Consider the following 17,405-nt stretch of genomic DNA (forward strand, 5'->3'; position numbering starts at 1 on the left):
CTCCCACTGCTTGTCCGTCAGCACCTGGTACCGATCACCGGTCAGTGTCGCCACGGCGACCATAATGCATGACCGGCCCGCTGTTCGGGCTGGTCATGCAAAATCTATTGGGAGACAGGCCCTAGTCGGAGAGCGAGGGGCGATGACCAATGCTATGTCCGAGGCCGAGTTGGCCGCGTTCGATATCGCCGGGATGCTCGTCACCGGGCTGAGCGGTGACAGCGAGGCGGTGCGACGTGATCTGTTCGGCATCGGCGCTGTCGGCGCCGCCGTGGTGCTGGATCGCGCCGGTACCCAGCCCCGGTCGGTGGCATACCTGGCGGATGTGGTGCGGGCAGGCGGCTGTCGCTTTGCGGCGGAACTGGAAGAGCCACTTCCGGAACCCGCGCAGGCGGTGACTGTTCGACCCTGGTTGCGCGCGGTTGTCGGCGTCGCCGAGTCGGTGAATACCGATGACCTACTGGCTGATTGGTTGCGTGCGGTCGCCACGATCCTGGCGGTGCGCAGGTTGGATCGTACCGGGGGTTTCGCGTGAACATTCCGGGGCAAGGTGCGGAACCGCGTCGCCGCTCTCGGCTGCCGTGGGTAATCACTGCGATGGTGGTGGCGTTGGTAGCGGCGGTGATGGTGGTCGGCGGGGTCGTCTATCACCGCGGGCATCAGCCGAAAGGGGATGTGGCGAGCGGGGTTTCGGCGGGGCCGGAATGTGCGCTCGACGAGTCGACGTTGGCGCGTACGCGGACGCACAATTTCGAGCATGGGGGGACGTATGAGCCCGGGGGTGGGGGTTCCGGGGTGGCGGAGCGGAACGTAAATTGTGAATGGGGGCAGGTCCGGGGTGTCGATGGGATCGATGAGCGGGAATTGGTTGTGCACGTGGGGATATTCGGTGGGGCGGACGGGGTCGAGCGGGCGCGGCGGAACTATGCGGATACGAAGGTGCCGCCCTATCTGATTTCCGACGCCGAGGTGATCGATGTGGCGGGGATCGGGGACGAGGCATCCTTCGCGTTGCGGAAGAATCGCTCGATCTCGGAAGTGCGGATTCTGGTGCGGAAGGGGAACGTCGTCGTGAGCGCTGGTCTCAGGGGTAAGAAGCAGGGGGCGTTCCGGTCGACCGCGATGTCGTATTCCGAGGGGCGGCCGATCGCTGAACTCGTGGCGCGGGACCTGCTGCGACGACATACCTGAAGTAGGGACCGATAAGCTCGCTCGGGTGACCGACTCGAAGCTGCTGCAGGGCCCGATTCATGATGTTCATGCCGAGCTGGGGGCGACGTTTGCGCCGTTCGGGGGGTGGGAGATGCCGGTGCAGTATGGGGGGACGGTGGCCGAGCACACCGCTGTGCGGGATGCGGTGGGGTTGTTCGATGTGAGCCATCTCGGGAAGGCGACCGTGCGGGGGCCGGGGGCGGCGGAGTTCGTGAACTCGGCGTTGAGTAATGATCTGGGGCGGATTCGGCCGGGGAAGGCGCAGTACACGTTGTGCTGTACGCCGGAGGGTGGGGTGATCGATGATCTGATCGTCTATTACGTGAGTGATGACGAGATTTTTCTGGTGCCCAACGCCGCGAATACCGCCGCTGTGGTCGCCGAGTTGCGGAAGGCCGCGCCGGAGGGTGTGACGGTCACCGACGAGCATCGGGAGTATGCGGTGTTCGCGGTGCAGGGGCCGAAATCGGCGGAGGTGCTGAGCGCGCTGGGGCTGCCCACCGAGATGGAATACATGGCTTTCGCCGACGCGGAGTGGGATGGTCGGCCGGTCCGGGTCTGCCGCACCGGTTACACCGGTGAACACGGATACGAACTGCTGCCGCGCTGGGACGACGCCGCGCCGCTGTTCCGTGCGCTGCTGGCGGAGGTGCGTGCCCGCGGCGGCGAGGCGGCCGGGCTCGGTGCGCGCGACACGCTGCGGACCGAGATGGGTTATCCGCTACACGGGCACGAGCTGTCGCCGGAGATCTCGCCGGTGCAGGCCCGCTGCGGCTGGGCGGTGGGATGGAAGAAGCCGGAGTTCTGGGGCCGCGACGCGCTGACGGCGGAGAAGGCGGCGGGCCCGCGCCGAACCCTGTTGGGGCTCAAGGCCCTCGATCGCGGCGTGCTGCGTCAGGGGCAGGCGGTGCTGCGTGGTGACGAGCGGGTCGGCGAGACCACCTCGGGCACCTTCTCGCCCACGCTCAAGGTCGGCATCGCCCTCGCCCTGTTGGACACCGCCGCCGGGCTCGAGCCCGGCGCGGAAGTGGAGGTCGACGTCCGCGGCCGCCGCCTGCGCGCGGAAGTGGTCCGCCCGCCGTTCGTCACCCCGCACACCTCCTGACCCGAACCTGTTGCGCGCGAGAGTATTCCGTCGCGCGCACTGGCCACCGCGTTGCGGGCCAGCCCGGGTCGTGCTGTCGGTACACCGAGCAGCGCCCACTCGACGTGGCGTCATACGCGTGCAGTAGTCAGTGTGCCGACATGGCTTGAACGCATGCGGTGGCAACGGGTCGGCATAACGTCGAACGCAAGCGGTGGTCGGCAGTCGGCATGGTGTCGAACACAAGCAGTGGTCAGTGTGCCGACATGGCGTTGAACGCATGCAGTGGTCAACGCGGTCGGCATGGCGTTGAACGCAAGCGGCGGTGAGCGGGCGGCATGGTGTCGAGCACATGCAGTGGTCGGCGGAGCCACGAGCAACGGTCAGCGGCTCGGCACGGCGTCGAACACATGCGGTGATCGGCGGTCGGCATGGCGTCGAGTACGCGCAGTGGTCAGCGGGGCGGCATGGTGGCGGGCGACGGGAGGGCGGTCGAGATGACCGGCAGCAGCACGACCGGGCGGCCGCCTCCCACGGGCTCCCGGGGCGGGCGGAGCAGGACGGCCGCGGCGATGAGAACGACCGCCACCGCGATCCCGGCGCCGATGCGGACGTACGCCCAACGCCGGTGTCGCCGTGGTGCCACGAACCGCACGTCCCGCTCCCTCCTGCTCGGACCTCACCGTTCCCATCGGAACCAGTGCTCGGCCGTTAGCAAATGGCCGTCCGCACCGGACGCGCACGGCCTCCGAGAGGGCGGGATCGCGGTCTCCACGCGGGCTGTATGGTCTGTCCCGAGCGCCGCGCCCGGACCGGATGAAGCCACGAACCCCCGAGCGATTCGCTCATCGGTCGCGAGGTCGGGTGCGGCGTGGTTGGGCAGTCTGCGCAGGGGCTCGAGGTGGTACCGGGGGAGAGGCAGGACCTCGCATCATGGGCGGAACGCCGGGTTCTAGGATCGGGTTCATGACCGTTGCCGCACAGTTCACCCGTATTCCGCATCCCTCGCCCACTCCGGCGGCGCGGCGACAGGAGATGCTGGTGGAGCCGGGCTTCGGGCGTTTCTTCACCGACCATATGGTCTCGATCGACTATCGCGACGGCGAGTGGACCGATCCGCGGGTCGAGCCGTACGCGCCGCTGCAGATGGACCCCTCGACCATGGTGTTCCACTACGGCCAGGCCATCTTCGAGGGCCTGAAGGCGTACCGGCAGGGCGACGGCAGCATCGCGACCTTCCGCATCGACGCCAACGCGGCCCGCTTCCAGCGGTCGGCCCGGCGCATGGCGATGGCGGAGCTGCCGGCGGATCTGTTCGTCGAGTCGATCCGCCAGCTGCTCGAGGTCGACGCCGACTGGGTGCCCGCCGCCGGCGGCGAGGACTCGCTGTATCTGCGGCCGTTCATGTTCGCCACCGAGTCCGGCCTCGGCGTCAAGCCGGCCGCGGCCTACAAGTACCTGCTGCTGGGATCGCCTGCGGGAGCGTACTTTCCGCGCGGCCTGAAGCCGGTGCGGGTGTGGCTGTCCACCGAGTACGTGCGCGCCGCGCCGGGTGGCACCGGCGAGGCGAAGGTGGCCGGCAACTACGCCGCCTCGCTGCTGGCGCAGAAGCAGGCCGCCGACAAGGACTGCGACCAAGTGGTGTGGCTGGACGCCTGCGAGCACCGCTACGTCGAGGAGATGGGCACCAACAACCTGTTCTTCGTCTACGGTACGGGCTCTCAGGCGCGCCTGGTGACCCCGGAGCTGTCCGGTTCGCTGCTGCCCGGCATCACTCGCGACTCGCTGCTCACCCTGGCCGCCGATTCCGGCTACCAGGTGGAGGAACGCAAGATCTCCGTCGAGGAATGGCGCCGCGGCGTCGAGTCCGGCGAGATCACCGAGGTGTTCGGCTGCGGCACAGCGGCGGTCGTCATCCCGGTCGCGTCGGTGCGCTCGGAAGAGGGCGAATTCACCATCGGCGACGGCGAACCCGGCGAGGTCACCATGGCGCTGCGCGAGACGCTGACCGGAATTCAGCGCGGCACCTTCGCCGATATTCACGGCTGGATGCGCAAGCTGGTCTGAGTCCGGACCGGCCGGAACTCACCCCGGCATCAACATGTGCCACTGTTCCAAGGTCTGCGGGCGCATCACATAGTTGCTGTCCCGCACCGCCGACAGCGCGGCGCTGGGTTCCTGCGAATACCAGTGCCCCGGATAAACGACCGGATCGCCCGATAGGCCCGCTAGATATCGGAGACTGCGGAACATCGCGTCGGAATCGCCGCCCGGGAAATCGGTGCGGCCGCAGCCGTCGACGAACAGCGTGTCACCGGCGACGAGCCGGTCCTCGAACAGGAAGCACTGGCTGCCCGGCGTATGCCCGGGAGTGTGCAGCAATTCGATCTCGAGCCCGCCGACGCTGATCTTCTCGCCGTGTTCGTGCCCGGTGAACTCACTGGGCGCGATGCCGGTGACATTGGCGACCCACGGCAGTTCCTCGGCGTTGACGTGCACCGGAACCTGCACCCGCTCCAGCAGTTCCCGCACGCCGCGCAGGGTGAATCCCATCATCGTGCCGCCGACGTGGTCGGGGTGGTGGTGGGTGGCGAGCACACCGGTCAGGCGCAGTCCGTCGGCCTCGGCGATATCCACCAGATCGGTTGCCGCATAGGCGGGATCGACGACCACACACTCGCCGCTGTCCCGGTCGCCGATCAAATACGCGAAATTGCGCATCTGCGTCGCGATCGGATCGCCCACGGCCCAATCCCTGCCGGCCAGCAGCTGACGAAAATACAAACGGTCGGATCCCATGCTCATACCCTATGGCTCGGTGGCGACCGGCGCGCATTCGACCGACTGTGATTCGTCACCGCGTAGCACGGACGAAGCCGAAACGAAACACGCACGGGGAAATCACCGGATCACCTATTACAGATCGTGGAAATTGCGCCGCATCGTCCGCCGATGCGGCACAGTCGTTTTCGGTCAGGGCAGCAGCGGCGCGATGTCCTCGGCGGCCTGCGGACCGTAGGCGCCGCGCAGCCGCTCCAGGGCCTCCTCGCGCCGCAGCGACCACTCCTGCGGGCCGTCGGTCTCGAGCACCAGCACCGCGATCAGCGAACCCAGCTGGGCGGCCCGCTCGAGGCCGAGCCCGGCGGTGTGGCCGGTCAGGAAACCCGCGCGGAACGCGTCGCCGATGCCGGTCGGATCGACCTTCGAGCGTTCCGGCACGACCTCGACATTGACCTCGGTGCCGTCGCGGTCGACGATCTGCACGCCCTTCGCGCCCAGCGTGGTGACCCGGATGCCGACCTGCGCGCCGATCTCGTCGAGGCTCAGCCCGGTCTTCTGACGCAGCAGGCCCAGCTCGTACTCGTTGGTGAAAAGGTATGCGGCGCCGTCGATCAGCTGCCGGGACTGCTCGCCGTCGAGCAGGGCGAGCTGCTGCGACGGGTCGGCGGCGAACGGGATGCCCAGTTCGCGGCATTCGCGGGTGTGCCGCAGCATCGCCTCGGGATCGTTGGCGCCGATCAGCACCAGTTCCAGCTCGCGGGTGCGCGCCACCTCGGCGAGGGAGATGTCGCGGGCCTCGCTCATCGCGCCCGGATAGAAGGTCGCGATCTGGGCCATCTCCCGGTCGGTGGTGCAGATGAAGCGCGCGGTGTGCGCGGTCTGCGAGGTCAGCACGGCCGAACAGTCCACACCGTGCCGCTCCAGCCACTCGCGGTACTCGGCGAAGTCGGCGCCGACCGCGCCCAGCAGCAGCGGGTTGCGGCCGAGGACGCCCATCGCGTAGGTGATGTTGCCGCCGACGCCGCCGCGGCGGATGGCCAGATCGTCGACGAGGAAGCTCAGCGAGACGTGTTCGAGCTGGTCCGCGAGCAGTGCCTCGGAGAAGCGGCCGGGGAACTGCATGAGATTGTCCGTCGCAATGGATGCGGACACGGCGATGGTCACGGGGGAGTCCTTCGGTGTCGTGCGCTTCGCACGCCTCGTCGCTGCTCGACAGACGCGTAGCGGGCCGGCGGGGAGGAGCGACCGGGTTTCGGGCGCACGAGTGAATTACCCATGAACGTCCGAAATCAGTCGTCCGTAACGTACACCGTCGAACTGGCAACCCACCAGCCCGACGCCCGGGGTGTCTCAGTCGGTACTGATCTTGTGCGACAACGGATCTCACCGCACCCGGGCAGCAGAAAGCGCGGAATCCCGGCCGGGATTCCGCGCTGGTGCGCCGAACTCAGTTGAAGCTGTCGCCGCAGGCGCAGGAGCCCGTGGCGTTCGGGTTGTCGATGGTGAAACCCTGCTTCTCGATGGTGTCGACGAAGTCGATCGCGGCGCCCTGGACGTACGGGGCGCTCATCCGGTCGACGGTCAGCGTGACGCCGCCGAACTCGGCGGTGAGGTCACCGTCGAGGCTGCGGTCGTCGAAGAACAGCTGGTAGCGCAGGCCCGCGCAACCACCGGGCTGCACGGCGATCCGCAGCGCCAGGTCGTCGCGGCCCTCCTGATCGAGCAGCGCCTTCGCCTTGCTGGCGGCCGCGTCGGTCAGCGTGACACCGTGAGTGGTGGTCTCGTTCTGCACAGTCATGAAGTCTCCTCGGGACCCGTGTTCAACCCGTGAACAGCGCACGGCTCGGAAGCTGTCAACGCCACTTCGCGGGTGGCTATTCCAATCTTGCCACTCCGGCGCGGCGGCGCCCTAGCCCGTATACCCACTCGCACCCGGGAGGTATGCCTGCCGTGCACGTGTGTTCGCTATCGACCGTACTCGCGTGGCCGACGGAAACGGGCGGTTAGCGGCGGGTGAACGGGCGACTATGGCACACGACACAACAACTCGGCGAACCGGATTTCCAGGGCGGTGTGCCATCGAATAGCCTGGTCGGCGTGAAGTTCCTCCGCCGCGGCGATGCCAGCAAGACCGACGACCTCGCCGACGAGACCTCGGCCGACCGGGCCGACGGCGGCGCGGTCACCCCTGACGAGCGGCCGGCCGCCACGGCCACCGCCGGCAAAGGACGGCCCACACCCAAGCGCCGCGACGCCGAGGCCAGGCGCCGCGGCCCCGTCGCGCCCGCGCCGATGACCTCGAAGGAGGCCCGCGCGCGTCGCAAGGCCACCCGCGGTACGCGGGAGGAGCGCAAGGTGGCCTCCGCCGAGCGCCGCGCGGCCGCCGCGGACCGCCGCGCCCGCATGCTGGCCGGTGAGGACAAGTTCCTGCTGCCGCGCGACCGCGGCCCGGTGCGCGCCTACGTGCGCGACCTGGTCGACGCGCGGCGCAATCTGGTCGGGATGTTCATGCCGCTGGCGCTGGTGCTGATTCTCACCATGTTCCTGACGCCCGCGATCCAGGCCTACGTCACGCTGGCGATGCTGGTGATGATGGCGTTCATGGTGGCCGAGGGCTTCCTGATCGGGCGGACCATCAACAAGCGGGTGCGCGAGCGCTTCCCCGACGACACCACCTCCTCGTGGTCGCTCGGCTGGTACGCCTTCGTCCGGGCCTCCCAGATCCGCCGCATGCGCGCACCGAAGCCCCGGGTGAATCCGGGCGAGGCGGTCTAGTTCCGTTCAGCCGTGTTCGCGCATGGCGGTGATGGCGCGGATTTCGAGGTCCAGTCGCTGGGCGTCGCGATCGTCGACGGCGCTGTAGCCGGTCGGCGGCAGGGTGAGGCCGTGGTGCAGGAAGACCCGGACCGCGAGCACGATCATCAGGACGAACAGTGCGGTGAGTAGCAAGGTGAGCATGGCGGTAATTTTTCTATCGGCCACTTACTGCCACCAGTGGCAGTTGCGACATTGTTCGTAAAAATCCGGCCACGTAGACTGACCTGATGTTGTCCAAGGTCGCCGCCGTGCTGAGCGAGAACGTCGCCATGTTCGAATTCGGCGTCGTCTGTGAGGTTTTCGGGCTCGACCGCCGCGACGACGGGCTGCCGGGATTCGACTTCCGGGTGTGCGGGGCCGAGCCGGGGCGGCCGCTGCGGTCGAGTACGCCCGGCATCACCCTCACGCCCGAGTACGGCCTGGACGAACTGCTCGACGCCGACCTGGTCGCGGTGCCCGCGTTTCCGGTCGCCGCGGACCACGAGTTCGATCAGCGGGTGGTGCAGGCTATTCGCGCCGCCGTCGACAACGGGTCGACGGTGCTTACGGTGTGCTCGGGCGCGTTCCTCGCAGGGGCCGCCGGGCTGCTGGACGGTCGGAAATGCACCACGCACTGGCGCTACGTCGGGCAGCTGGCCGAGCTGTACCCCTCGGCCACCGTCGACCCCGACGTGCTGTTCGTCGACGAGGGGAACCTCATCACCAGCGCAGGTACCGCCGCGGGCATCGACGCCTGCCTGCACCTGGTGCGGCGCGAACTGGGCAGCGCGGCCGCGAACAAAATCGCCCGGCGGATGGTGGTGCCGCCGCAGCGCGACGGCGGGCAGCGCCAGTTCATCGAGCGTCCGGTGCCGGAGTGCACCTCCGACAGCCTCGGCGACACCCTCCTCTGGATGGGCGAGCACCTCGAACTGCCGCACACCGTCGAGGACCTGGCCGCGCGCTCGGCCATGTCGACGCGCACCTTCGCCCGCCGCTTCGTCGCCGAGACCGGCACCACACCCGTCAAGTGGCTCACCAATCAGCGTGTGCTGCTGGCAAAGCAACTGCTCGAGGACACCACGCTGGACCTGGAAACCATCGCCGACCGCTCCGGGTTCGGGTCCAGCGCGCTACTGCGCCACCATTTCCAGAGGTTGGTGGGGATTGCGCCGATTGCCTATCGGCGCAGGTTCGGGGGGTGAGCCTCCGACCCCCTGCCCGCGTGATGGCACAGCACCACACCTATCGGCGACCTACCATACGAAACCAGCTCCGGCTCAACCGATCCGCACACTTTCTTCGCCACCTGTCGGTTCCGGTTCAACGACTTCACCGGCGGGGCTGCGGATCCTGTCGGTCACGGCTCGCCTCCATTCCGTTCCGCTGTGCACACCGGGCAGATACGGGTCAGGATGCCGGGCTCGCTGCCGGGCAGGTGCATGCTGCTGGTGATCTCATGACCACCGAAGTGTCGCCCGCAGAGCTCGCACGGCAGCCAGAAGTACCCGTTGACACGTGCGTGCGCCTCGTGTGGCTCCCGGGGCAGGTATGGCCACAGGGCGGCCGGGTCGAAACTGCTGGATCGCACCGGAGCAATGACGCCGCGGCGCTCGTAGACGGCGGCATACTCCGGCGGTGTCCGGATCAACGATCCCGAAAACGTGTGCTGCGCGCGACCGTCAGGGAAGTGTTCGACTGTGTGCGTGCGGTGGTCGAGTGCGCCATGAACCGCCAGCTCGTCTTCACGGCGGAGGGCGCGGCGGCACGCTCCCAGCACGGGGTCGTCGCTCATGCCTGTCTCCACTCTCCTGTGTCCGCTGCAAGTGCATCCTCGCGCTGCCTCCCCTGTCAACGGATTATGAGCCCCCGGCCAGTCGCCGCAGCAGACCGTCGGCTTGGGTCCTAACAGCCGTTCGAGCGAGCCGACACACCTATAGCTGGTGTTAGGAAGCGATAGTGGCTGTTAGCTCGCGGCCGCGGTTCGGTTGCGGGTGCTGGTGCGGGTCGTCTGCTGGGGTTCGGGCGTGGTTCGTCGCGGCGATGAGCGTTCGGGCTGGCCACAGGAGGCTGGTGGGAGTGGGTTGGTACCGTTCTGGCGTGGTGAAGGATGCTGCGGTGCGGACGCTGGTGCTCGGCGGGGCTAGGTCGGGGAAGTCGGCGTTCGCCGAAGGGCTGGCCGGGCGGGCCGGGGTGGTGCGGTACGTCGCGACCGCCGTGGTCGATCCGGCCGATGCCGACTTCGCCGAACGTGTTGCGGCGCATCGGGTTCGGCGGCCCGGGGTGTGGAACGTCGTCGAGGGTGACCCGGTGGCGGTGCTCGCCGAGTCCGCGCCCGTGACCCTCATCGATGACCTCGGCACCTGGCTGACCGGCCGCATCGACGCGCGCGCCGCCTGGGACCTACCCCGCGGCACCGTACGCCCCGACGCCGACGACCTCGTCGCCGCCGTGAGCGCGTACCGCGACCGCCTGGTGATCGTGAGCCCGGAGGTCGGCCTCGGCGTCCTCCCCGCCACCCGCTCCGGCCGACTGTTCCAAGACGAGATCGGCGAACTGAACCAGCGCCTGGCCGCCGTGTGCGACGAGGTGTACCTGGTGGTCGCGGGCCTGCCCACCAGGATCAAGCCGGACATGGCGGGGAGTGTGGGAGCACCCGTGTCTTCGTCGGAGGGCGACTCGGGCGTCGTCGCTGCGCCGCAAGGTGGGTCGGCGGGTCGTGAGAGTGCCGCTGCCGCAGCGGGTTTGGCGGCAGCCGGGGGCGCCGGGCGGGTCGGTGCCGGGTCTGCGGCCGATTCTGAGGCGGGGGAATCGGACGGTGCGGCGGGTGCCGGCGGGGTTACGGCTGCCGGACAGGCGGGTTCTGTGCCGGGAGGGGCGGCTGGTGTCGGGGCGGGGGCCGATGTGGAGGCGATCGGTGGTGGGACGGCCGCGGTGGGGGCTGGGGCGGGGGCGTCCGCTCGAGCGGAATCCGCGGGGGCGTCTGCGGGAGTGGAATCCGCGGGGGCGTCCGCTGGAGTGGAATCCGCGGGTGCGTCTGCGGGAGCGGAGTCCGCAGGCGCGTCCGCTGGAGCGGAAACCGTGGGGGCGTCTGCTGGAGCGGGAACCGTGGGGAAGCCTGTCGGAGCGGGAGCCCCGGGGGAGCCCGGGGCTGACCCGAATGGTGTTGCGGGGCAAGAGGTTGGGGTGGCGCGGTTCGGGCCGGTGGCGGGGCCTGATGCGGTGTGGCGGGGGCGGGCCGAGGCGCGGCAGTTGGAGTTGACGAAGCCGGCTGGGGCGTTGGGGCGGTTGGAGGCGCTGGGGAATTGGGTGGCGGCGTGTCAGGGGGTGTGTCCGCCGCGGCAGTTCGAGCGGGCGCGGGTGGTGGTGTTCGCCGGGGACCACGGCGTTGCGCGGCACGGGGTTTCGGCGTATCCGAGCGAGGTGACCGCGCAGATGGTCGCCAACTTCCTGGCCGGGGGCGCGGCGGTGAACGTGCTCGCGCGGCTGGCCGACGCGAGCGTGCGCGTGGTGGACATCGCCGTCGACGGGGACACCGATCCCTCGGTCTCGACGCACAAGGTGCGACGGTCCTCCGGGCGGATCGACCGCGAGGACGCGCTCACCGAGACCGAGGTGCACGCGGCACTGGCCGCCGGCAAGGCGATCGCCGACGAGGAGATCGACGGCGGTGCGGACCTGCTCATCGCCGGTGACATGGGCATCGGGAACACCACGCCCGCAACGGTTCTCATCGCCACGCTCACCGACACCGAACCGGTGCTGGCCGTCGGCCGCGGCACCGGCGTGGACGACGCGGGCTGGATGCGCAAGGCCGCCGCCGTGCGCGACGCCATGTGGCGCGCCCGCCCGCACCGGCACGACCCGGTCTCGTTGCTGCGGGTCGCCGGCGGCGCCGACCTCGCCGCCGCGGCGGGCTTTCTCGCGCAGGCCGCCGCTCGCCGCACCCCGGTGATCCTGGACGGCGTCGTGATCACCGCGGCCGCGCTGCTCGCCGACATGCTGGCCTTCGGCGCCAAGGCCTGGTGGGTCGCCGGACACCGCTCCACCGAACCGGCTCACACCCAAGCCCTCACCCGCCTGGGCCTGGACCCGCTGGTCGACCTGGACATGCGCCTCGGCGAGGGCTCGGGCGCCCTCACCGCCCTCCCTATCCTCCGCGCCGCGGTCGCCACCCTCGCCGACATGTCCACCTTCGCCGACGCGGGCGTCAGCACCGCTGACGAAACCTCCTCGGCCACAGCCGAATCCACCTCCTGACACCATGCTTCTCGCCCGGCGCGACCTCCCACGACCGTCCGGCCTCCGACGTCGACCGCCGCTGTCGACAAAGGAGGCGACCCGGACGCCGGGTGGCGTACGGCCAGGTGAACCTGGGTGGACGGCACCGCGCGGATGGCGAATTGCGCCATGGCGAGAGTCGAATCGGCATCCGGGTCCAGGCGGATTGCACGGACGTGCGGACACGGCACGGTGCTCGGGAAAGACGTCCTGCGCCGAGACCCGCTGTGCGTCAGGTCCTTTCCTGGCGGCACACGGGTATTCGGTGTCCTGGATCGCGCGGTCGCTTCGTGCAGGCGGACCGACGTCGCCGTCGCAGTGCCCTTGTTGCCTGGGAGCGCGGAGAGCGAACGTCGGGCGGCGGGAACGACGCATGTGGGCCGGTGGAGTGAGCGCGGGCTTCGGGGGCGGATCCCAGGCCCAGGGTGTGGTCGCGTGGGCGGAGCGAGTGCGGGCTTCGGAGGGCGAGTTCGGCGCCTGGGGGCCGGTCGTGGGGGTGGGGTTTTCGGGGTGGAGTTGGTGCGGGTGAACGGGGTTCGATTGGCGGTGTCGTGGTTGACGGTGGTGCCGGTGCGCGGGCCGGAGGTTGTTGATCGGGGGGTGGCTCGATGGGCGATTGGGGTGGCGCCCGTTGTGGGGGTGGGGCTCGGGTTGATTGCGAGTGGGGTGATGTGGGGGCTTAGTGCTGTGGGGGTGGGGTTTTCGCTGGCGGGGTTGCTTGCGGTGGGGGTGCTGGCGTTGGGTACGCGGGGGATGCATGTGGATGGGCTTGCTGATACCGCGGATGGGCTGGGGAGTTACGGGTCGGCGGAGCGGGCTCGCGAGATCATGAAAAGTGGTGGGGTGGGGCCGTTCGGGGTGGCGGCGCTGATCTTCGCGATCGGGGGGCAGGCGCTGGCGTTCGCGGCGCTGGCGGAGCACGGTCGTTGGTTCGCGGTGGTGCTGGCCGTCGCTACGGGGCGGGTGGCGGTGGTGCTGGCCTGCCGTCGGGGAATCGCCGCAGCGCCGGGGGCCGGGTTCGGGAGCCTGGTTGCCGGGACTCAGCCGCGATTCGTTCCGGCCGCCTGGATCGCGGTCGCTCTTGCCGCGAGCCCGCTGACCACGGCCGACCACCGCTGGCTCGGCCCGATCGCGGTCGCGGTCGCGCTCACGGCGACATGGTTGTTCGTCAACCACTGCGTGCGCCGCTTCGGCGGGTTGAACGGCGATGTGCTCGGTGCGGCAGTCGAATTGACGGTCACCGTCACCGCCGTCGTCGCCTCGCTCGTGCCCTGACCACCACGCTTGGATTCGTCGTCGCAGAGCTGCCCGTGCGCCCTGGGCCGGATGCGGAAGCTCGCCGGGGCGGAGGTACGCGAACGCGCCGCGGCCGGGTGCGGGAGCTTGCCGCGGCCGGGCGCGGGAGCTCGCCGGGGGCGGAGCTCAGCCTCGGGCGGCGATGCGGGCCTGGACTTCGGGGCGGCGGAGTGGGGGGATGGATTTCGGGGGGACTTTGCGGTCGGGGAGGGCGGCGAGGAGGCGGGTGGTGGTGGCGGCTATTTCCGCCACGGCGGTTTCTACGGCGGCGCGGTTACCGGCGGAGATGCTGGACAGGCCGCCGACCTTGCGGACGTACTGCAGCGCCGCCGCGTGGATCTCCTCGTCGGTCGCCGCGGGCTCCAGGCCGCGCAGGGCGGTGATGTTTCTGCACATGACCCGAGGGTAGCGCCGGGGTCCGACATCGGTCCGGCGCTCGGCTCCTACAGGCGGACGGGGTAGGCCGGTTCCTGGATGTCCGGCTTGATGCGGTTCTCGACGAAGATGCCGTGCCAGATCATGAAGACCAGCAGGGTCCACAGGCGGCGGCTGTGATCGGACGCCCTGGTGCGGTGCGCCTCCAGCATGGCCTTGATCGCGGACTTGTCGAGCAGGTGGTCGGTCTGCGAATCGGCGATCTGGGCGGCGGCCCAGTCGTGCAGTTCGGGGCCGCGCAGCCAGTGCCGCAGCGGCACCGGGAAGCCCAGCTTGGGACGGTGCAGGACGTGCGGGGGCACGATGGTCTCGAGGGCCCGGCGCAGCGCGTACTTGGTGGTCTCCTTGGTGATCTTCTGGTCGAACGGGATCTGTTCCGCGACCCGGAAGACCTCGGGATCCAGGAACGGCACCCGCAGCTCCAGCGAGTTGGCCATGGTCATCTTGTCGGCCTTGACCAGGATGTCGCCGCGCAGCCAGGTGAACAGGTCCAGGTGCTGCATGCGCGCCACCGGGTCCCAACCGCGCGAGCGGGCGTAGATCGGGGCGGTGACGTCCTGGTGGGTCCACTCGGGACGGAAGTCGCGCAGCACCGCGCGCAGCTGGGCGTCGCTGAAACTGCGGGCGTTGCCGTAGTAGCGCTGTTCGAGCGGCAGCGAGCCGCGATGCAGCAGGCTCTTGCCCCGGGTGCCCTCCGGAATCCGCTCCGACAGCTTGCCCGCCAGCCGCCGCACACCGCCCGGCAGATACTCGAAAGGCTTGAGCGACAACGGTTCCCGATAGATCGTGTACCCGCCGAACAGCTCGTCGGAGCCCTCGCCGGACAGCACCACCTTGACGTGCTTGCGCGCCTCCTTCGCCACGAAGTACAGCGGCACCAGCGCCGGGTCGGCCACCGGATCGTCGAGGTACCAGACGATTTCGGGGATCGCCCCCGCGAAATCCTCGGGCGTCACGGTGCGGATGTAGTGCTTCGCGCCGATCGCCTCCGCGGTCTCGGCGGCGACGTCGGCCTCCGAGTAGCCCTCGCGCTCGAACGCGGAGGTGAAGGTCAGCAGCTTCGGGTTGTGCCGGATCGCCAGTGCCGCAATGGCTGTGGAGTCGATGCCGCCGGACAGGAACGAACCGACGGTGACATCCGCGCGCATGTGCTTGGCGACCGAGTCCTCGAGCACCTCGGCGATCTCGCGGTAGCGGCGCTCCTCGCTGCCCGCGGCGAACGGCCGCACCCGGAACTGGGGCTGGAAGTACCGCGTAACCTGCGGCGCCGCACCGGGTTCCAGGGTGGCGTAGCAACCGGACTCGAGCCGGCGCACGTTCTTGTGCAGCGACTCCGGCTCGGGCACGTACTGCAGCACCGTGTAGTGCTCCAGTGCCCGCACGTCCAGATCGTCCGAAAGGCCCAGGGCCGGAAGCAGTTCCAGCAGGCTCTTCTTCTCGCTGGCGTAGGCGGTGCCGTTCGGGCCGGTGGCCAGGAACAGCGGCTTGATGCCGAACGGGTCGCGCGCGATGACCAGCTGCCGAGTCTCCGTGTCCCAGATCGCGAAGGCGAACATGCCGCGCAGCCGGGCGAACGCCTCGGTGCCCCAGTAGTGGTAGGCCGCGACGATGGCCTCGCCGTCACCCTCGGTGGCGAACGGCGCGTCGTGCTCCTCGCGCAGCTGTTCGCGGAGTTCGAGGTAGTTGTAGATCTCGCCGTTGAACGCCAGCGCGTAGCGCTGCGGGCTCTCCGCCGGTCCCCAGCGCAGGGGCTGGTGCGAATGCTCGATGTCGATGATCGACAGCCGGTTGAACCCGAGGATGATGTGTTCGTCGTGCCAGGTGCCGCGCTCGTCCGGGCCGCGGTGGCGGCCGCACTGCAGGGCGTCGTACACCTGCTTCACCACGTCGTCGGTCGCCACGTCGGCAGTCAGAAATCCGAGCAGTCCACACACTGCGTCGAGAACCTCGTTTCCGGGATCGGGGGTGCGGGTCGGAGGAGCGAAACCCAGTCTCCGAGTATGCCGTACCGGGCGATGGTGTGCGCTACCCGAGGGGATGTGCGGATTCGTGGGTGTGGATCCCGGCCGAAAGCGTGCCGGGATGACGAAGGAGGCGTGCCGGGATGACGGAGGGCGAGAGGGATGAGGGAGGGAGAGAGGGGATGACGGAGGGGGCGAGAGGGGATGAGGGAGGGGGAGTCGGGGCGACGGGGAGCCGGAGGTGTGAACGAATCCGGAGGTCGTCCGGTTGTGGGCGGTGTGTCGAATGCGACCCGGGCACAACGCGGTACCCGGTTTGGTCTACGCTGCGTAGTACTCGGGAACTCCCGGCCTGGATCGTGCGTTGCGCCGGTCCGGCCGCGGCGGCCCGAACGTGCTGGAAACGCGCTGTCCGGCCCCACCCGGGCGGCGGCGAGTCGGAGAGACGACCAGGAAGGCGTTGAGCGTGGCGCACAAGGCGAGCGAAGCGATAGGGGCACGACCCGCCCGAGCCGGGCGGGGCCGCATCCTTCGGCGGGCCGGGCTGGCGGTGTCCATGGGGATCACCGTGCTGCTCGTCTCGGGCTGCTCGATCGACAATCCCGTGCTTCGGTTCGGCTGGCCCACGGGCATCACCCCGCAGGCGACGAAGATGCGGGAACTGTGGACGTGGTCGGTCGTCGCCGCGCTGGCGATGGGTGTGCTGGTGTGGGGCCTCACCTTCTGGACCGTGGCCTTCCACCGCAAGAAGTCGAACTCGCCGGAGTTCCCCCGCCAGACCGGCTACAACGTGCCGCTCGAGCTGACCTACACGGCGATCCCGTTCGTGATCATCGCGGTGCTGTTCTACTTCACCGTGGTGGTGCAGAACTACGTGCACGAGAAGGTCGACAACCCGGACGTGGTCGTCGACGTGACCGCGTTCCAGTGGAACTGGAAGTTCGGGTACCAGAAGGCGACGCTGGCCGGCGGCAAGGTCTACGACGGCGTCGACGCCAACCGCCAGGCGCTCAACCAGGAGATTATCGAGGAGTACAAGGAGCGCAAGGTCGACGGCCACGCGCAGCCCGGCCCGAACAACGGCCTGCCCGCCAACGACATCTCCTACCTGCACTACGACAAGATCGAGACGATCGGCTCCAGCCAGGAGATCCCGGTGCTGGTGCTGCCGACCAACAAGGTCGTCGAGTTCCAGATCGCCTCGGCCGACGTCATCCACTCCTTCTGGGTGCCGGAGTTCCTGTTCAAGCGCGACGTGATGCCGAACCCGGAGCAGAACCACTCCGACAACACCTTCCAGATCACCAAGATCGAGAAGGAGGGCGCCTTCGTCGGCCGCTGCGCCGAGATGTGCGGTACCTTCCACTCGATGATGAACTTCGAGGTCCGGGCGGTTTCGCCGGACAAGTTCGAGCGCTACCTGCAGGCGCGGGAGAAGGGCGCGACCAACGCCGACGCGCTGGCGAGCATCGGCGAGTCGCCGGTGGCCGTGGTGACGCACCCGTTCGACACCGACCGCACCGCGCGCGAAGCCAGCCAGGCCGAGAGCAAGTGAGGAC

At 69.2% G+C, this 17,405-nt stretch carries 17 protein-coding genes and 1 pseudogene; 10 read left to right on the plus strand and 8 right to left on the minus strand.

Going from position 1 to position 17,405, the window contains the following annotated elements:
• Positions 1 to 154: 154 nt before the first annotated feature.
• The 3 genes from IU476_RS21395 to gcvT all read left to right on the plus strand — a co-directional run bounded on the left by IU476_RS21395 (position 155) and on the right by gcvT (position 2,317).
• Entirely contained in the window at positions 155 to 535 is a 381-nt protein-coding gene (locus IU476_RS21395) for a hypothetical protein (RefSeq protein ID WP_228824086.1), read from the plus strand.
• Between the two features lie 62 nt (positions 536 to 597).
• Positions 598 to 1,191, plus strand: a complete 594-nt coding sequence (locus IU476_RS21400) for a hypothetical protein (protein ID WP_195102749.1) — start codon at positions 598 to 600, stop codon at positions 1,189 to 1,191.
• A 25-nt stretch (positions 1,192 to 1,216) separates the two neighbouring features.
• Complete coding sequence (gene gcvT, locus IU476_RS21405; RefSeq protein WP_195102751.1) at positions 1,217 to 2,317, plus strand: glycine cleavage system aminomethyltransferase GcvT; 1,101 nt, start codon at positions 1,217 to 1,219, stop codon at positions 2,315 to 2,317.
• 433 nt (positions 2,318 to 2,750) lie between these two features.
• On the opposite strand, the gene IU476_RS21410 is transcribed toward gcvT, so the two are convergent.
• Positions 2,751 to 2,942 (minus strand): hypothetical protein, encoded by a 192-nt coding sequence (locus IU476_RS21410; RefSeq protein ID WP_195102753.1) that lies wholly within the window; start codon positions 2,940 to 2,942, stop codon positions 2,751 to 2,753.
• 320 nt (positions 2,943 to 3,262) lie between these two features.
• Here IU476_RS21410 and IU476_RS21415 point away from each other — a divergent pair, with 320 nt between their 5' ends.
• Positions 3,263 to 4,363: a branched-chain amino acid aminotransferase gene (locus IU476_RS21415; RefSeq protein ID WP_195102756.1), complete on the plus strand. Its 1,101-nt coding sequence runs from the start codon at positions 3,263 to 3,265 to the stop codon at positions 4,361 to 4,363.
• Positions 4,364 to 4,381: 18 nt separating this feature from the next.
• On the opposite strand, the gene IU476_RS21420 is transcribed toward IU476_RS21415, so the two are convergent.
• The 3 genes from IU476_RS21420 to IU476_RS21430 all read right to left on the minus strand — a co-directional run bounded on the left by IU476_RS21420 (position 4,382) and on the right by IU476_RS21430 (position 6,875).
• The gene (locus IU476_RS21420; RefSeq protein WP_195102758.1) at positions 4,382 to 5,095 is read right to left on the minus strand and encodes an MBL fold metallo-hydrolase; all 714 of its coding nucleotides are present in this window, start codon (positions 5,093 to 5,095) and stop codon (positions 4,382 to 4,384) included.
• 174 nt (positions 5,096 to 5,269) lie between these two features.
• Entirely contained in the window at positions 5,270 to 6,241 is a 972-nt protein-coding gene (locus IU476_RS21425) for a carbohydrate kinase family protein (protein ID WP_195102760.1), read from the minus strand.
• Between the two features lie 283 nt (positions 6,242 to 6,524).
• A complete protein-coding gene (locus IU476_RS21430; protein ID WP_195102762.1) occupies positions 6,525 to 6,875 on the minus strand; it encodes an iron-sulfur cluster assembly accessory protein in 351 nt (116 codons plus the stop codon).
• Between the two features lie 299 nt (positions 6,876 to 7,174).
• Here IU476_RS21430 and IU476_RS21435 point away from each other — a divergent pair, with 299 nt between their 5' ends.
• Entirely contained in the window at positions 7,175 to 7,852 is a 678-nt protein-coding gene (locus IU476_RS21435) for a DUF3043 domain-containing protein (RefSeq protein ID WP_195102764.1), read from the plus strand.
• Between the two features lie 6 nt (positions 7,853 to 7,858).
• Here the strand turns inward: IU476_RS21435 and IU476_RS21440 are convergent, their stop codons facing one another.
• Complete coding sequence (locus IU476_RS21440; protein WP_195102766.1) at positions 7,859 to 8,035, minus strand: hypothetical protein; 177 nt, start codon at positions 8,033 to 8,035, stop codon at positions 7,859 to 7,861.
• Positions 8,036 to 8,121: 86 nt separating this feature from the next.
• On the opposite strand from IU476_RS21440, the gene IU476_RS21445 reads away from it, so the two are divergent.
• The gene (locus IU476_RS21445; RefSeq protein WP_195102769.1) at positions 8,122 to 9,078 is read left to right on the plus strand and encodes a helix-turn-helix domain-containing protein; all 957 of its coding nucleotides are present in this window, start codon (positions 8,122 to 8,124) and stop codon (positions 9,076 to 9,078) included.
• Positions 9,079 to 9,233: 155 nt separating this feature from the next.
• Here IU476_RS21445 and IU476_RS21450 read toward each other — a convergent pair whose 3' ends face one another.
• Positions 9,234 to 9,668: a hypothetical protein gene (locus IU476_RS21450; protein WP_195102771.1), complete on the minus strand. Its 435-nt coding sequence runs from the start codon at positions 9,666 to 9,668 to the stop codon at positions 9,234 to 9,236.
• A 248-nt stretch (positions 9,669 to 9,916) separates the two neighbouring features.
• On the opposite strand from IU476_RS21450, the pseudogene IU476_RS37095 reads away from it, so the two are divergent.
• The 3 genes and pseudogenes from IU476_RS37095 to IU476_RS21460 form a co-directional block, all read left to right on the plus strand.
• Positions 9,917 to 10,486, plus strand: a pseudogene (locus IU476_RS37095) (bifunctional adenosylcobinamide kinase/adenosylcobinamide-phosphate guanylyltransferase); the annotation flags it as partial.
• Positions 10,487 to 11,059: 573 nt separating this feature from the next.
• Entirely contained in the window at positions 11,060 to 12,133 is a 1,074-nt protein-coding gene (gene cobT, locus IU476_RS37100) for a nicotinate-nucleotide--dimethylbenzimidazole phosphoribosyltransferase (protein WP_324194214.1), read from the plus strand.
• Between the two features lie 546 nt (positions 12,134 to 12,679).
• Complete coding sequence (locus IU476_RS21460; protein WP_195103326.1) at positions 12,680 to 13,429, plus strand: adenosylcobinamide-GDP ribazoletransferase; 750 nt, start codon at positions 12,680 to 12,682, stop codon at positions 13,427 to 13,429.
• A gap of 147 nt (positions 13,430 to 13,576) precedes the next feature.
• Here IU476_RS21460 and IU476_RS21465 read toward each other — a convergent pair whose 3' ends face one another.
• Complete coding sequence (locus IU476_RS21465) at positions 13,577 to 13,846, minus strand: DUF2277 domain-containing protein (RefSeq protein ID WP_195102773.1); 270 nt, start codon at positions 13,844 to 13,846, stop codon at positions 13,577 to 13,579.
• Positions 13,847 to 13,893: 47 nt separating this feature from the next.
• Complete coding sequence (gene asnB / locus IU476_RS21470; RefSeq protein WP_195102774.1) at positions 13,894 to 15,819, minus strand: asparagine synthase (glutamine-hydrolyzing); 1,926 nt, start codon at positions 15,817 to 15,819, stop codon at positions 13,894 to 13,896.
• Positions 15,820 to 16,402: 583 nt separating this feature from the next.
• On the opposite strand from asnB, the gene ctaC reads away from it, so the two are divergent.
• A complete protein-coding gene (ctaC, locus tag IU476_RS21475) occupies positions 16,403 to 17,401 on the plus strand; it encodes an aa3-type cytochrome oxidase subunit II (protein ID WP_195102775.1) in 999 nt (332 codons plus the stop codon).
• The last annotated feature ends 4 nt before the right edge of the window (positions 17,402 to 17,405 follow it).

The organism is Nocardia blacklockiae (assembly GCF_015477355.1).
In the GTDB taxonomy this organism is placed as follows: domain Bacteria; phylum Actinomycetota; class Actinomycetes; order Mycobacteriales; family Mycobacteriaceae; genus Nocardia; species Nocardia blacklockiae.